At 70.4% G+C, this 14,406-nt stretch carries 15 protein-coding genes; 4 read left to right on the top strand and 11 right to left on the bottom strand.

Translation table 11 applies throughout. The annotated features are described in order from the left end of the window. Positions 1 to 8 precede the first annotated feature (8 nt). From ABZ928_RS17635 to ABZ928_RS17620, 4 genes are read right to left on the bottom strand one after another with little or no spacing between them, the layout of a single operon-like run. Positions 9 to 1,466 (bottom strand): carboxylesterase family protein, encoded by a 1,458-nt coding sequence (locus tag ABZ928_RS17635; RefSeq protein ID WP_361519171.1) that lies wholly within the window; start codon positions 1,464 to 1,466, stop codon positions 9 to 11. Beyond that, entirely contained in the window at positions 1,463 to 2,674 is a 1,212-nt protein-coding gene (locus ABZ928_RS17630) for an amidohydrolase family protein (protein WP_361519169.1), read from the bottom strand. The genes ABZ928_RS17635 and ABZ928_RS17630 overlap by 4 nt, the downstream gene beginning before the upstream one ends. Continuing rightward, on the bottom strand, positions 2,671 to 3,489 hold the full coding sequence (locus ABZ928_RS17625) for a fumarylacetoacetate hydrolase family protein (RefSeq protein ID WP_361519167.1): 819 nt from the start codon (positions 3,487 to 3,489) through the stop codon (positions 2,671 to 2,673). Before ABZ928_RS17625 ends, ABZ928_RS17630 begins: the two co-directional genes overlap by 4 nt. Positions 3,490 to 3,495: 6 nt before the next feature. Further along, positions 3,496 to 4,368, bottom strand: coding sequence for a fumarylacetoacetate hydrolase family protein (locus ABZ928_RS17620; protein WP_361519165.1), 873 nt, complete (start codon positions 4,366 to 4,368; stop codon positions 3,496 to 3,498). A gap of 108 nt (positions 4,369 to 4,476) precedes the next feature. Here ABZ928_RS17620 and ABZ928_RS17615 point away from each other — a divergent pair, with 108 nt between their 5' ends. Both ABZ928_RS17615 and ABZ928_RS17610 read left to right on the top strand, forming a co-directional pair. Then, the gene (locus ABZ928_RS17615) at positions 4,477 to 5,208 is read left to right on the top strand and encodes an SDR family oxidoreductase (RefSeq protein WP_361519163.1); all 732 of its coding nucleotides are present in this window, start codon (positions 4,477 to 4,479) and stop codon (positions 5,206 to 5,208) included. A gap of 58 nt (positions 5,209 to 5,266) precedes the next feature. Further along, a complete protein-coding gene (locus tag ABZ928_RS17610; protein ID WP_361519162.1) occupies positions 5,267 to 6,049 on the top strand; it encodes an SDR family oxidoreductase in 783 nt (260 codons plus the stop codon). 51 nt (positions 6,050 to 6,100) lie between these two features. On the opposite strand, the gene ABZ928_RS17605 is transcribed toward ABZ928_RS17610, so the two are convergent. Continuing rightward, on the bottom strand, positions 6,101 to 6,790 hold the full coding sequence (locus tag ABZ928_RS17605; RefSeq protein WP_361519160.1) for a M24 family metallopeptidase: 690 nt from the start codon (positions 6,788 to 6,790) through the stop codon (positions 6,101 to 6,103). 109 nt (positions 6,791 to 6,899) lie between these two features. On the opposite strand from ABZ928_RS17605, the gene ABZ928_RS17600 reads away from it, so the two are divergent. Together ABZ928_RS17600 and ABZ928_RS17595 are read left to right on the top strand one after the other, a co-directional pair. Continuing rightward, the gene (locus ABZ928_RS17600; RefSeq protein WP_361519158.1) at positions 6,900 to 7,394 is read left to right on the top strand and encodes a hypothetical protein; all 495 of its coding nucleotides are present in this window, start codon (positions 6,900 to 6,902) and stop codon (positions 7,392 to 7,394) included. Beyond that, positions 7,381 to 8,460 (top strand): tyrosinase family protein, encoded by a 1,080-nt coding sequence (locus ABZ928_RS17595; RefSeq protein ID WP_361519156.1) that lies wholly within the window; start codon positions 7,381 to 7,383, stop codon positions 8,458 to 8,460. Before ABZ928_RS17600 ends, ABZ928_RS17595 begins: the two co-directional genes overlap by 14 nt. 69 nt (positions 8,461 to 8,529) lie before the next feature. On the opposite strand, the gene ABZ928_RS17590 is transcribed toward ABZ928_RS17595, so the two are convergent. The 6 genes from ABZ928_RS17590 to ABZ928_RS17565 all read right to left on the bottom strand — a co-directional run bounded on the left by ABZ928_RS17590 (position 8,530) and on the right by ABZ928_RS17565 (position 14,404). Beyond that, complete coding sequence (locus ABZ928_RS17590) at positions 8,530 to 10,509, bottom strand: hypothetical protein (protein WP_361519154.1); 1,980 nt, start codon at positions 10,507 to 10,509, stop codon at positions 8,530 to 8,532. 87 nt (positions 10,510 to 10,596) lie between these two features. After that, the gene (locus ABZ928_RS17585) at positions 10,597 to 11,016 is read right to left on the bottom strand and encodes a VOC family protein (RefSeq protein WP_361519152.1); all 420 of its coding nucleotides are present in this window, start codon (positions 11,014 to 11,016) and stop codon (positions 10,597 to 10,599) included. After that, complete coding sequence (locus tag ABZ928_RS17580) at positions 11,013 to 11,807, bottom strand: ABC transporter ATP-binding protein (protein ID WP_361519150.1); 795 nt, start codon at positions 11,805 to 11,807, stop codon at positions 11,013 to 11,015. Before ABZ928_RS17580 ends, ABZ928_RS17585 begins: the two co-directional genes overlap by 4 nt. After that, positions 11,804 to 12,619, bottom strand: coding sequence for an ABC transporter permease (locus ABZ928_RS17575; RefSeq protein WP_361519148.1), 816 nt, complete (start codon positions 12,617 to 12,619; stop codon positions 11,804 to 11,806). The genes ABZ928_RS17580 and ABZ928_RS17575 overlap by 4 nt, the downstream gene beginning before the upstream one ends. Before the next feature lie 4 nt (positions 12,620 to 12,623). After that, positions 12,624 to 13,391 carry an ABC transporter permease gene (locus tag ABZ928_RS17570; protein WP_361519146.1) on the bottom strand — a complete coding sequence of 256 codons (768 nt, stop codon included), beginning with the start codon at positions 13,389 to 13,391 and terminating at the stop codon, positions 12,624 to 12,626. Positions 13,392 to 13,393: 2 nt separating this feature from the next. Further along, complete coding sequence (locus ABZ928_RS17565) at positions 13,394 to 14,404, bottom strand: ABC transporter substrate-binding protein (RefSeq protein WP_361519144.1); 1,011 nt, start codon at positions 14,402 to 14,404, stop codon at positions 13,394 to 13,396. Between the last annotated feature and the right edge of the window lie 2 nt (positions 14,405 to 14,406).

The following is a 14,406-nucleotide window of genomic DNA, read 5'->3' as shown; positions in this document are numbered from 1 at the left end:
CATCGAGGTCAGAGAGGGCGGGGGCAGCGGGCCAGCAGTCGCATCGCCTCGAGGCGTTCCACGGTTCCCGCCTCGACCGTGTCCCCGAGGACCATCGCCTCGGTTCCGGTGAAGGCGGGCCAGACCGGGAGGTCTCCGCCGTTCGGATCGCCGGTTTCGATGAAGCGCGCCCAGGCGTCCGCCATGGTGCGAGCCAGCTCGCGGTCACGGTCCGTCCAGGGCCAGGGACGGCAGTCCAAGTTGTCCAGCGCGTACGGCAGTTCGGCGGTGTGGTGGACGCCGTAGGAGCCCAGGCCGTCGCGTGGCGGAGCCACCTCCAGATCGGCGGGGAGGGGTGGGGTGCGTTCGAAGCGGTACAGCCAGGTCGGTGCCTTGGTGCGGTGGGCGGTGGCCCAGTGCCATACGGGGTAGGTGAAGCGGCTCTCGCCGGTGAACCGCCGTGCCGTGCGCCGGACTTCGTCGGCGTCGCGGACGGGGTACAGTTCGTCGCCGCCCGGCCCGAGCGGCAGATGTCGTACGGCGTCCAGGGTGGCGTACACCGACCCCTCGTCGCGGTTGCTGCCGAGCAGGAGCGGTACGGCGTGCTGGCGGCCCTCGGCGAACACGTCGTCGCTGGGCTCGGTGAGGAGGTGGCCGTCGACGACCGGTCCGAAGTGGCCCTGGAGGACGAGCTCGACGCCGTCGAGACGGCGGAGTGAGGTGATGCCCCGCCCACCGAAGTGCTCGGCCCAGCGCAGTCCTTGCTTCTGCGCGGTGGCCTGTTCCGGCAGCGGTCCCTCCGCGCGCCCCACGCCCGAGGCGCTCTGGGCGAGGGCCGCGCGGAAGAGCGGGCGGGACCGTTGTGCCGCCATGAGGTGGCAGATGTGGGCGGCGCCCGCGGAGTTGCCGGCGAGGGTGACTCGGTCGGGGTCTCCGCCGAAGGCCGCGATGTTCTCGCGTACCCAGGTCAAGGCGGCGACGATGTCGAGGAGTCCGTAGTTGCCGGAGGCGCCCGTGTCGTTCTCAGCGGCCAGTTCGGGGTGGGCGAGGAAGCCGAGGGCACCGAGGCGGTGGTTGAGGGTGACGGCGACGAGGCCGCGGCGGGCCATGGCCGTACCGTCGTGGATCTCCTGGCCGCCGTGGCCGTAACGGTTGCCGCCGCCGTGGATCCACACCATCACCGGCAGTCCGCCGGCGGTGTCCGGGGTCCAGACGTTGAGGTAGAGGCAGTCCTCGCTCATCACCAGGGCCCGCCGGTCGGCGAAGTTGGTGTGGTACATGATCGAGTCGCGGGGCGGCTGCGGTTGCAGGGGCGCGGGTCCGAAGGTGTCCGCCCGGCGTTCCCCGTCCCAGGCCGGAGCCCGGCGGGGCGGCCGCCAGCGCAGCTCCCCCACGGGCGGTTCGGCGAAGGGGATGCCCTTGAACACGGCGACACCGCTCTGCCGCTCCCCCACGAGCCGTCCGCCCGCCGTCCGGACCCGGGTCACGCCGGCGCCTTGTGGAGCACGCCGTCCTTCATGATCGCCGCGAGCCGGTCGCGGTCCTGGAGGATCGTGATGTCCGCCAGCGGATCACCGTCGACCAGGACGAGGTCGGCGAGGAATCCCTCCTGAATCAGGCCGAGTTCATCGCCCATACCCATGACCTGGCCGCCGTGGAAGGTGGCGGCGCGCAGGGCCTCGGCCGGGGTGAAGCCGAACCAGTCGACGAACAGCTCCAGGTCGCGCAGGTTGCGCCCGACCGGGTTCCAGGCGAAGCCGTAGTCGCCGCCGGGCACGACCCGCACGCCGCGCCGCACGAGTTCGGGGACGACCTCGCGTACGGCCTCGGCGGTGGCCTCGACCTCCATGCCGGGCTCGGGTTCGCTGCCGGCCTCGTGGAGGTTGGCGTGGATGATGCCGGGGGTCGGGGCGACGAAGAGGTGGTCGCGGGCTGCTTCGAGAAGGTCGAGGGCCTCCTCGTCGGCGAAGGTGCAGTGGTAGATCGCCCGGATGCCGTGCCGTACGGCCATCTTGATCGACTCGGCCGCGTGGGCGTGCGCGGTGAGCCAGACGCCGTGCTTCTCGGCGGTCCGGGCGGCCGCGGCGACCTCCTCGTCGGTGAACTGGACGATCCGTGAGGTGCCCTGGACGACCGCGCTCTCGCCGGACAGGGACAACTTCACGATGTCGGCGTCGAGTTCGGCCATCTCCGTGACGAAGCGGGCAACCGACTCGGGGTCAGAGGCGCGTCTGTCTGTGCCCGGGAAGTCGTACACGCCGGGCTCGACCATGCCCGCGCTGCCCTCCCAGGAGGCCGCCTTCAGTCTCGGCCCCGGCATCCAGCCCTCGGCGAAGGCCTTGCGGGCGGCGGTCTCGGTGCGCGGGAGCCGGTTGCCGCCGGAGTAGGCGCTGGTGATGCCGTGGTCGAGGAGGACCCGCCCGGCGTGGGCGACGAGCAGGGCCTTCTCCTCGTCGGGTTCGTCGCGGCGCAGGGAGCGGTGTTCGACGGTGGAGCCGAAGCCCAGGTGGGCGTGGGCGTCGACCAGTCCGGGGAGCAGGGTGCCGCCGCCTCCGTCGATCACCCGGGCGCCGACGCGCGGGACGCGGTCCGCGACGGCTGTGATGCGGTTGCCCTCGACGAGGACCTCGGCCGGGAAGGGGTCCCGTCCGGTGCCGTCGAAGACCTGGACGCCGGTGAAGACGGTAGGGGTCATGGAGTCGCCTTCCGGAAGCGGTGCCGCATCTCCCCCACCGAGCCTATGCGGCTGACGAGTTCGTCGTCCGGGGTGAGGAACCGCTGGGGGGTACGCCGGTTGCCGACGCCGGCCGGGGTGCCGGTGAAGACGAGATCGCCCGGCAGCAGGGTGCAGAACTCGCTGAGGTAGGAGACCAGTCGCGGGATCGGGAAGATCATGTTGCCGGTGCGGTCGTGCTGGACGGTCTCGCCGTTCAGCTCGCAGGTGAGTTCCAGGTCGTCGCGGTCCTCGATCTCGTCGAGGCTGACGAGTGCGGGGCCGATGGGACCGAATCCCGGGTGTGACTTGGCGAGGGAGAACTGGGCGGGGCGGCCGGCGAGTTGGGCGAGCCGTTCGGACAGGTCCTGGCCGACGGTGAGTGCGACGACCGGGTCCCAGCCCTTCTCCACGGGGACGCGGCGGGCTTCGTGGCCGATGACCGCGACGAGTTCCAGTTCCCAGTCGACGTTGCCGGGGGGCAGGTCGACGGTGGTGTGCGGGCCGGTGAGGCAGGTCGGGAACTTGGTGAAGACGAGGGGGGCGTCGGGTTCCTCGTAGCCCGCTTCCGCCGTGTGGGGGCGGTAGTTGAGGGCGACGGCGAAGATCTGGCGGGGGGCGGGGACGGGTGCCTGGAGGGCGGCCGGGTCGTAAGGGCGGGCGCCGGTGGCCGACGTGGACCACTCGCGCAGGTCGTCCCAGCGGGCGAAGAGGTCCGCGGCCGGCTCGGCGGGGACGTCGATGGCGCCTTCGTCGGTCAACAGCACGGTGCGGTCGTCGAGTTGTGCGATGCGCATCGGCGATCAGACCCAGTTCTCCGCAGGCGGCTCTTCGGTGCCGTACGCCTCCGACCAGGAGACGACCGGGTTGCGCAGGATGCCCAGGCCCTCGATCTCGGCCTCGACGACGTCCCCGGGCTTGAGGTAGTTCGCGAAGGGGTCGTCGGTGCTCGCGGCGACCCCGGCGATGGTGCCGGTGGTGATGATGTCGCCGGCGCTGTAGGTCTGCGGGGAGTGGTAGGCGACGAGTTGCGGGATCGACACCGACATCCGGGCGGTGTTGGACTTCTGGCGGACGTCGCCGTTGACCCGGAGCTCCATGTCGAGGTCGTGGGGGTCGTCGATCTCGTCGGCGGTGACGATGTACGGGCCGATCGGGCAGAAGGTCTCGATGGCCTTGGAGAAGGAGAAGACCCCGGACTCCATCTCGCGGCGCTGGATGTCGCGTGCGGTGATGTCGTTGAAGACGAGATAGCCTGCGATGTGCTCGGCGGCCTGGTCGGCGGAGAAGAAGCGGCCCGGTTTGCCGATGACGACGGCGAGTTCGAGCTCGTAGTCCAGTTCCCGGGTGAGGTTCGCGGGGTACACGATCGGCTCGTCGGGGCCGATGATCGCGTCGACGTTCTGGAAGAAGACGATGCCCTTGTTGACCGGGTGGGACCAGTCGACCCGGACCAGGTCGTCGTGGTGTTCACGGAAGTTGCCGGCCGTGTGGAAGAACTTCCTGGGCACGATCGGCGCGCGCAGTTTCACGTCGGCGAGCGCGAACGTCCGCCCGGTCTCCCCCACTTGGCCTTCGCGCTCGAAGAATGCCCGGGTGGACGCCACGTCCAGTTCCACGACGGTGTCGCCGTCGATCCGGCCGACGAGACCGTCGTCGAATGTCACCAGCTTCATCGGATCACTCCTTAACTGTCGACACTCAGCCTGCCCAGACGGCCATTGATCGTCAATAGCTGCGCAAAGTGTGGACACAAATCACAGGCAGGGCTTACGGTCCAGAGCATGCGCACTACATGGGACTTCACGGGCACCCGCGCCCTGGTCGCCGGCGCGGGCGGGATCGGAACGGTGATCGCCCGGGAGCTCTCGGCGGCGGGAGCGACGGTCGTCGTACTCGACGTGGACAAGGACAAGCTCGCCGAGACGGGCGTCAACAGCCTTGCCGCCGACCTCACTTCACCCGACGCCTGCCGCGCGGCCGTCGCCGAGGCCCGCCAACTGCTGGGCGGCATCGACGTGTTCGTGCATGCCGTCGGGGTCAATGACCGGCGGCCCGTGCTGGAGACTCCGGACGAGGTGTGGGACCGGCTGATCGCCGTCAACCTCACCAGCGCCTTCCATCTCGGCCGGGCCGTCGGGGCCGTCATGGTGCCGAGCGGCTACGGGCGGGTCGTCTACCTCTCCTCCGTCTCCGGCCTCCTCGCCCACAGGCACCACGCCCCGTACGCCGCCACCAAGGGCGGCATCAACCAGCTGCTGCGGGTCATGGCCCGCGAATGGGCCCCGCACGGCGTCACCGTCAACGCGGTCGCCCCCGGCTACACCGAGACCGACCTCACCCGCGACTACCTCGCCACCCCCGGCATGCGCGACTCCCTGGAGTCACTCGTCCCCGCCGGGCGCCTGGGCCGCCCCGACGACCTCACCGGGCCGGTCCTCTTCCTCGCCTCCGCCGAGTCCGCGTTCGTCACCGGGCAGGTGCTGTACGTCGACGGCGGCCGCACCCTCGTATGAACTCCCTTCCTCCCGACCGGACTTCTTCAATCGACCAGACTTCACGAACGGAGCCCGTATGACCACCGTCCCCGGCCGCTTCCACGGCAAGACCGTCCTCGTCACCGGCGCCGGCACCGGATTCGGTGCCGAGATCGCCGTACGGGCCGCTCAGGAGGGTGCCGATGTCGCCGTCCACTACCGCAGTTCCCGCGAGGGCGCCGAGGCGACGGCCGAGAGGATCGCCGCGCTCGGCCGCAAGGCCTGTGTCGTGCAGGCCGACATCGCCGAGCACGACCAGATCAAGCGGCTCGCGGACGAGGTGTGGGCGCACTTCGGACGTCTCGACGTGGCGGTGAACAACGTCGGGGACGTGGCGCGCGAGCAGATGTCCTGGCGGGACATCACCGAGGAGTCCATCGACCACGTCCTCGCCGTCGACATCAAGGGCACGCTGCTGTGCACCCATGAGTTCGGGGCACGGATGCTGGAGCAGGAGGAGGGCGGCGCCATCGTCAACATCGGCTCCACCGTGGTGGTCCGGGGCAGTGCGCGGGCTCCGCAGTACGCGGCGGCGAAGTACGGGATCATCGGGCTGACCAAGTCGTACGCCCACGCCTTCGCGCCCCGGGTGCGGGTGAACGTCTTCGCGCCCGGGTTCATCGAGACGGCGGCGACGCTGGGGCGGGAGGACTGGAAGGGCGGGCGCGGTGACGTGCTGCGCGCGGCCACGCCGATGGGGCGGATCCCCGGGCCCGAGGAGCTTGCGGGGGCCGCGCTGTTCCTCGCCACGGAGGACGCCCACCACATCACGGGTGGCTTCCTGGTGGCCGACGGCGGCTACAACATGATCGGCGCGTAGGGCCGGGGCCACCGCCCGGACGCGTACCGGGAGTGGCCGGCTCCGCCCGGCTCAGAGGGTCAGCAGCTCCTCGTGGAAGCCGCCGAACTCCCGCTCCCCGTCGATGAGATGGATCTCCAGGATCCAGTGGCAGCGGCGCCCGGCCTTGTCGGTGCGCCGCAGCGGGGTGTCGTTGGCGGGCGTGATGTACGACTCCACGTCCGCGCCGTCGATCCATTCGTGCGGGAACTCCCCGACCAGGTGCCCGGCGTGCCAGCCGCCCAGCTCCCAGCCGTGCTCGGCGGCCAGCCGCTCCACCTCGGCGTACAGCCGCTTGCCGGTGCTGTCGGGGTGGTCGGCGAAGTACCGCTTGCCCGCCGCGAAGATCTCCGGCAGGTCGTCCCGCAGCCGGTGCTTGACCGGGTCGTCGCCCAGCACGAAGGTCCGGCCGAAGTCGGCCTCGTACTCCTCGAAGATGGGCCCGAAGTCGGCGAACACGATGTCGTCCGTGCCGATCACCCGGTCCGGCGGGTTCTCCCGGTACGGCTTCAGCGTGTTGGGCCCCGAGCGCACGATCCGCTTGTGCCAGTGCCTGGTCGTGCCGAACAGCTCGTTCGCCAGATCACGGACACGGTCGCTGACGTCCCGCTCCGCTCGCCCCGCCGCAATCAGGCCACGGTCCTCGATCTCCGCGAAGAGCCGTACGGCCTTCGCCTGGGCCTCCAACAGCCGTGCCGCGCGTGTGGGTTCGTCGTCTGCCATGGACCCGACGGTAGGCTCCTAGATCGTTTCTCGGCAACAGAGGCGGTTCGGAGCCCTCATTCGGACGCCCTGAGTCGCGCTGTCGCACGACCGGCGTGACGCTCAGTACATGACAACAGCCTCTGCCGACAGTACGACGGTCGCCCTCACCAAGGGGGGCGCCTCACTGGTGGACCTGGTCGTCGACGTTCCCGAGGTGCGGATCGTCGTCACCGGTCCCCGGATGCTCATCGACCGTCTGGTCCTCGTCACCACCCTCTCGCCGTTCGACGGCTGCACAGCGCACCGCGTCGCAGAGCTCGCCGAGAGCCTGGAGGGGACTGTCCACTGCGGTCTCGTCGGAGTGCGGCCGGCGGAGATCGGCGTCGAGTCGAACCGCTCCGGGGTCCTGCTCAGCGTCGGACTGGGCCCCGCGAGCATGTACCAGAGCGAGCTGGCCCTGCGGACGCGGACCGGTGAGACGTTCCGGGCGCTGATCGGCCGGCTACTGACCGACGATCCCGCGCGCCCGTTCTTCGCCGGTCTGTACGGCGTCCCGGCCACCGGACATCTCGAACACCAGCACGCACACCCCGCTGAAGGGGGCGGCCATGGACATCCGTAAGAACGCGGTCGACCTCACCGACGAGGAGCGGGACCGGTTCCTTGAGGCCGTCATCCGCCTCAAGCACCGCCCCGCTTCCTCCGGGCCCGCGGGTCTGAACGTCTACGACCAGTTCGTCGCCCTGCACTCCGCGGTCATGGCCGTCGTCCCACCGGGATCCCCGCCCGGCACGACCGTCAACTACGGGCACTGGAACATCGGCTTCTGCCCCTGGCACCGCCAGTACCTCCGGCGGTTCGAGAAGGCGCTCCAGGCCGAGGTCCCCGGCGTCACCGTCCCGTACTGGGACTGGACCGATCACGCGGGCGCCACCGCCAAGCTGTTCACCGGGGACTTCCTCGGCTCCCTCACCTCGGACGAGCCCGAACCGCTCGCCGACAGCGTGCTGCGCAACCCCGTTCCGCCTCCCGAGCGTCCCGCCTGGTGGCCGACGGACATCGTGGGAGTGACCGGGTACGCGGTCCATCCGCTCCTGGAGGAATCCTTCGGGACGAGCCTGGCCCGAGGCAGTGACGTGGCGGAGTGGCCGCCCGGGAGGACCCACATCGCCCGGCTCGAACAGCTCGTACTCCAGCAGCCCGGCGTCCACCCCTTCTGGTACTTCTGGGCGGCCCTCGAAGAGGGCTTCATGGGCCGCGACGACAACGGCGCCCAGGTGTTCGTGCCCACGCACAACACCGGGCACAACTTCATCGGCGGCCATATGTCCGGTGCCTTCTCGCCCAACGACCCCGTCTTCTGGCTCCACCACGCCAACGTGGACCGGCTGTGGGCGAACTGGCAGGCCCGGCGCCTCGCCGCCGTCCCCGGCTCCAAGCCGCAGGACCACTATCCGCCGCCGCAGCAGCTCTCCCCGTTCACCCACGACCCGCAGCCGCCCGGCCACGCCCGGGACGACCGGATGTGGCCCTGGGTCGGTACGACACCGGGGTACGACACGCTGGTGACGTCCCATGTCAAGGCGCTTCTGCCCGACTTCTCCGGGGACCCGGCCGTGAGCGTGCGGGACGTGCTCGACACGCGGACCATCGACGCCGAAGGGTACGCGTACGCGCCGCCGCTCTAGCCGGCCCGTGCGCGGGCGCCGGCCCCCGGGACCCGATGCGCGTCCCGGGGGCCGGCGCCCCTCGTGCGGCTACGCCACGGTCAGGGTGAGGGCCCCCGTGTACGTCTTGCCGGCCTCGATCGCCGTGGTCGTACCGCCGACCGTCAGGGTGACCGTCTTGCCCGAGGGCGCCGTCACCGACGCGCCCGAGGCGAGGGTCAGGGAGCTCAGGTACGAGGTTCCCGTCACGGTCCAGGTGGAGCCGCTGCCCAGGGTCACGAGGACGCCGTTGTTGACGACCGCGCTCGGGGTGTTGGTGACCTCACTGATCTCACGGTAGGTGTCCTTGGTGATGGTGGAGACGCTGTGCTTGGCGGTGCTCGCGGAGATGACGCCCTCGATGGTGGAACGGGTGAAGGAGAGCGAGAGGTTCTGGCCCTGGAGGCTCGCGTTGCCGCCGCCCCAGACCGAGTTGTAGAAGTCGCCGGTCAGGTCGATGTCGGTGAACGTGCCCTTCGCGTCGGTGGACTGGGAGCTGGTGGTGACCCAGCTGGAGGACTTCGTCGGGGAGCCGGTGGGCTCCGTGTAGGTGCCGATGGTCTCCGAGGACCGGGGCTGGCCCGACACGGTGACGCTGCTCGGCCGGTCGGTGTCCATGAGCTGGAAGATGACGCCGTTGCCCGAGTTGATCGTCGCGCCGTCCGAGCCGTCGACGGTGACGGTGCCCGCGACCGCCTTGGACACGAACGTGGTCTCGCCGGTGTTGACCGTGGTGCCGCCGTCGATGGTGACGGAACCCGCCGCGTACCACAGGACCATGAAGCGGCCGGCGTCGATCGTGGTCGACTTCTCGGGCAGGGCGCTCAGTTCGGCGGAGGTGAGGCCGATACCGAGGGAGGAGTTGAGCGCGGCCACCGCGCTCGCGGTGCTGTCCCCGTAGTGGGCGGAGGCGCCCCAGTGGATGAGGGCGTAGTCGCCGACGTCGAAGGTGCAGCCGAGGAAGTGCTCGGTGACGTTGCCGATGGCGTACGAACCGTAGCCCTGGCCACCGGTGTTGGCGATGGTGCTGTTGATCGCGGTGAGCGTGCAGTAGCTGCCGCCGTCGACGGACAGGGCGCCCCACTTCTCCGAGGAGATCGTGGAGTTGATGTAGGAGGCCTTGGTGCTCGCGCCGAGCAGGTTGGTGGTGCGGACGTTGCCGGACAGGCCGAGCATCCACGGCACGGTGATCATGTAGCGGGTGTCGCCGGTGCCCGCGGCCGGGTACTCGTCGGGGACGACCCCGTCGGCGCAGTGCAGGGTGGAGTTCTTCACGATCACGTTGGCGGTGGCGTCGGCGATGACCGCCGTACGGACCACGCCCACGTTGCTGATGTTCGCCCCGTCCAGGACGAGTGTGGTTCCCGAGCCGGTGCCGACCACGGATGCGCCGTAACCGATGAAGTCGCAGCGGCCGTTGCCGTCGAAGGCGATCGTCGGGTCGGTGAGCGTGTAACTGCCGCCGCCGGTGACGTAGACGCCGTTGAAGGCCTCGCCGTTGGAGGTGAGGGTGATGCCGGAGGCGCCGGTGTCGGTGACGGTGCCGCCGAGCACGTCGGAGGGCACGGACTTGGACTCGTCGACCCCGTCGGCGTCGACGTAGAGCGCCTGCCGGAAGGGCAGGGTGAGGGTGGAGTAGGTCAGGTCGTTGGCCTCGGCGACCGTCAGGACGATGGTGCCGCGGTAGGTGCCGGCGGCGATCGCGGTGGCGACGCCGCCGTATCCATCGGTGAGCGCGGCGAGTTCGCTGCCGGTCTCCACGCCGTTGACGGTGAGGGTGAGGCTGTAGCCGTCGGGGACGGTGATGAAGCCGCCCTCGGCGATGGTGAGGCGGGTCGCGGTCGTCGTCGCGGTCAGTTCCAGGGTCTGCCCGGAGGCGACGGTGATCCGCTTGCCGGCCTTGGTGGTGGCTGCGTGGGCGCTCGCGGGGACGACGAGCGTCGGCGCGAAGGCGGCGGCCACCGCCACGAGCAGGGCGCGGGGACGGGCCCGGTAGGTGACCTCTGGGACTGGCCTGCTGGTGTCTGTCACGTGAACTCCCTTGTTCTCGGTGTTTTCAGGCATGGCTGACCGCGGGGGTGGCGGTCGGCCGGGATGAGGGGCAGGAGAACCGGACGGTCAGGGGGTCCGGTTGATCAGTTCGATGAGATTGCCGAACGGGTCGGACACGAACGCCATACGGGCATCCGGCCGGGGTGCGGGACACGGGCTCATCCGTGCGCCCGCGCCCGCGGCGACGAGCCGGGCGAACTCCGTGTCGACCTCGCCAGGAGTGTCGACACTCAGGCAGAGGTGGCCGTAGCCGAGCGTGCCCGCGGCCGTCACGGGGCTGTCGGCCGCGATGCCCGGTGCGGCGGCCGGGCGGTGCAGCAACTCGACGCGGTAGCCGCTGGGGTGACGGAGCATCACCCCGCGCAGATCGGTGCCGGGAACCGCGAAGGCACGTTCCTCGGTGAGGTGCAGTGCCCTGCGGTACCAGACGACGGCGGCCGACAGGTCCGGCACGGAGATGCCGACGTGGTCGAACCTGGAGGTCACGCGCGTGCCGTCGCCGGCCCGGACGGCACCTTCTCGCCGCGGATCCGGGCGAGGACCCGGGTGCGCAGTTCGGCGAAGCGGGGGTCGGCCCGGGTGGTGAGCTGGTCGCGGTCGGGGCCGAGCGGGACGGTGAGGTTGTCGAGGACGGCGGTGGGCCTGCCGCCGAGGACGATGACGCGGTCGCCGAGGTAGACGGCCTCGTCGATGTCGTGGGTGACCACGAGGACGGTGATGCCGAGTTCCCTGCGCAGCCGCAGCGTGAGGTCCTCCAGGTCGAAGCGGGACTGCGCGTCGACCGACCCGAACGGCTCGTCCATCAGCAGCACCGGGGCGTCGTACGCCAGTCCGCGCGCGGTCGCGACCCGCTGCTGCATACCGCCGGAGAGCTGCCACGGGTACTTGTCACCGACGTCCGGCAGGCCCACCGCCTCCAGGCACTCCAGGGCCCGCCGCTTGCGTACGGCCTTCTTGACGCCTCGGCCCTGGAGCGGGAAGGCCACGTTGTCCCAGGCGCGCAGCCACGGCAGCAGGGAGCCGCGGTAGTCCTGGGAGACGACGGCGATGTCGGGGTGCGGTTCGGTCAGGGGCTGGTCGCCGTAGCGGACCCGGCCGGAGGTGGGGCGGGTCAGTCCGGCGAGGCAGCGCAGGAGGGTCGTCTTGCCGGCGCCGGAGGGGCCGACGACGCACACGGACTCCCCCGGGTCGACGCTCAGGGTCAGGCCGTCGAGCACCCGGTGGTCCCCGAAGGACATGGAGAGGTCCTCGACGTACAGGGTGGATCCGCGTGTCATACGACGACTCCGTTGCTCTCGATGCGCTCGGTGACCGCCGGTCGCGGCGAGCGGGTCCGGGGGGCGCGCTCGTGGTACCAGCCGAGCAGTCGGTGTTCGACGAGGAGGAGCAGCACGCTCAGGGCGTACCCGAGGATGCCGATGAGGACGGTTCCGGCCCAGGTCTCGGCGACGTGGAAGCTGGAGCCGCTCTGGAGGATGAAGTTGCCCAGGCCCACGGGCGATCCGTAAATCTCGCTGACGACCATGAGGACGACGGCGATGGACAGGGCGACCCGGATGCCCGCGAGGATCTGGGGCAGTGCGCCGGGCAGGATGACCCGGCGCAGGCGCAGCGGCCAGGGGATGCGGTAGCCGCGCGCGGTCTCGTGGACGGCGGGGCCGATGCCCTGCACGCCGCTGACGGTGTTGAGGAGGATCGGCCAGACCGAGCCCAGGAAGATGAGGAAGATCTTCGGTCCGGAGCCGATGCCCAGGGTGAGGATGATGACGGGCACGAAACCGACCGTGGGGGTGGCGCGGGCGAAGTCGAGGAGAGGTCCGGTGGCCAGGCGCAGGGTCCGGATCTCACCGATGACGAGGCCCGCGCCGACCCCCACGACGGTGGCGAGGGCCAGCCCGCACAGGATGTTGCGCAGGCTGAAGAGGAGGTCGCCGACGAGGCCGCCGTGCAGGAGTTCGTCCCACAGGGTGGTGAGGACCTCGGTCAGGGGCGGGAAGTAGAAGCTGGTGCTGCCGGCGGTCGACACCAGCAGGACGAGGAACACCAGGGCGGGGAGCCAGAGTTGGCGCAGGATCGGCTTCCAGGGCATGCGGCTACTCCTCTCCCGTGCGGGTGGGCGGGCGCCAGCGCAGCAGCCGGTGTTCGGCGGTCTGCGCGAGCAGGGTGATCGTGTAGCCGATGGTTCCGGCGGTGAGGATGTAGGCGTAGGCCCGTGCGGAGGCGCCCGCCTGCTGGGACTCCATGATCATGTGGCCGATGCCGGGGAGCGTGGTGAGCACCTCGACGCCGATGGAGACCAGGACCGAGGTCGTCGCGGCCAGCCGCAGGCCCGTCATGATCGAGGGGGCCGCGGCGGGCAGGACGACCCGGCGCAGTCGCAGCAGCCAGGGGATGCGGTAGCCGCGCGCGGTCTCGTGCACGGCCTGGCTGACGCTGCGGGCTCCGTACTGGGCCTGGAGCAGCACCGGGAAGACGCAGGCGATGAAGACGACGGTCGCCTTCATGCCCGGGGTCGAGCCGAGGACCAGCAGGAACACCGGCAGCAGGGCGATCACGGGGAACGACCTGAGGATCTCCATGAGCAGTCGGGAGGACTCCTCGGCGGCCGCGTACACGCCGGTCAGCAGACCGAGCGGGATGCCGATCGCGATCGCCACGACGAGTCCGGTGACCGCGCCGCGCAGGGTCTCCCCCACCGCTTCCCAGAAGGTGCCGCTGCCGAGGAGGTCGGCGAGGGCGGCGGCCACGGAGCCGGGGCCCGGGAGCGCGGTCGAGCTGACCACGCCCACGGCGGCGACGAGCGCCCACAGCAGCAACACGGCGACGACGGCACCGAGTTGCAGCAGTCGGACCTTGGCCATCGCTACTCCCCGGCCGAGGTCGGGGCCTCGTCCCAGTAGATCGCGTCGTCCTTGGGCTCGTTGTCGAGCAGGTCGAACTCGTGCATCTTGGTGATCACCGTGCGCATGACGGTGGTGTTGAGGTTCTTGTCGTAGTAGTTGGTGTCGTGCGCGTCGATGAAGGCGGCGGGGACCTGGGTGTACTTCTTGTCGATCGCCTTGACGGCGTCGTGGTGGGCGTTGGCGTAGTCGATGGCCTTGGCGACCGCGTCGATGAACTTCTTCGCCGTGTCCTCGTTCTTCGCCAGGTACTCCTGGCTGGAGAACAGCAGGCCCTGGACCATGCCGGGTACGTCGTTCATGCCGTTGCCGATGGAGCGCAGGCCGCCGTCGAGGCCGGCGAAGTAGAAGGGGCCGAAGGAGAAGACGGCGTCGGTCTTGCCGGAGGTGGCGGCGTCGGTGAGCGAAGTCGTCGGCAGGGCCACGAACTTGACCTTGCCAGGGTCGCCGCCGGCCTTCTGCACGAGGTACTCGCAGATGAACTGGATGGTGCCGCCGAGCGCGGAGATGCCGACGGTCTTGCCCTCCAGGTCCTTGAAGGACTCGATCTCGCTGTCCTTCTTCACCAGGAGTCCGTCGGTGGGGTCGGTCTTCGTCGTCGCCGACTGGAGGCCGGTGACGACGCGTATGGGCATGTCCTGGGCGGCGCCCTTGAGGAAGCCGGAGCTGTCCGTCATGGCGAACTGGGCCTCGCCGTTGAGGACGGAGGGGGCGTTCTGGGAGGTGTCCTGGGCGCCGGCCTTGATGGTGACGTCGAGGCCCGCGTCCTTGAAGTAGCCCTGCTGCTCGGCGATGTAGAGGGGTTCGAAGATGGCGCCGTTGGAGCGCAGGACGGTGATCTCGGCCTTGCCGTCGCTGGTGGTGGCGGCGTCCGAGTCGCCGCCGCAGGCGGTGACGGTGAGCGAGAGCGTGACGGCCAGCGCGGAGAGGGCGAACAGGGTGCGGCGCCGCGGGGTTCTGGTGGTGGTGTCCATGG

The organism is Streptomyces sp. NPDC046909 (assembly GCF_040644695.1).
Classification (GTDB): domain Bacteria; phylum Actinomycetota; class Actinomycetes; order Streptomycetales; family Streptomycetaceae; genus Streptomyces.
Note: the sequence above shows the minus strand (reverse complement) of the source record. Positions and strands in the feature narration are given on the sequence as shown.